Genomic DNA, 292 nt, shown 5'->3' with positions numbered 1-292 from the left:
CCCTGTTGGTTCCGTATCCTGCCGCACTCGACCTCCCGCATGCCCTGGTCGAGTGGGTCACGATGCTCATCGTCACCCGTGAGGGTGACCGGCGGTGCAGACTCCCGCCGCACCGCCGTGCGCTGGTCGCACTCGTGTACCTGCGCCGCCACGACACCCTCACGAGGACCGCCGCGGCATTCGGTATATCCGCCGGCACCGCCCACGCCTACGTCGCAGCGGTCACCGGCCTGCTCGCCGAGCAGGCGCCGGGCCTGCTGAAGACGCTGCGCGCGCACGACCCGGACTTCGT

The 292-nt window shown here is 70.9% G+C and carries 1 protein-coding gene; it reads left to right on the top strand.

The features are described 5' to 3' along the window. Window positions 1-5: 5 nt before the first annotated feature. A partial coding sequence (locus tag IE94_RS0134670; RefSeq protein ID WP_030192661.1) for a helix-turn-helix domain-containing protein occupies window positions 6-292 on the top strand: 287 nt, incomplete at its 3' end.

Origin of the sequence: Streptomyces violaceorubidus, assembly GCF_000717995.1 — a bacterium.
In the GTDB taxonomy this organism is placed as follows: Bacteria; Actinomycetota; Actinomycetes; order Streptomycetales; family Streptomycetaceae; genus Streptomyces; species Streptomyces violaceorubidus.
Note: the sequence above shows the minus strand (reverse complement) of the source record. Positions and strands in the feature narration are given on the sequence as shown.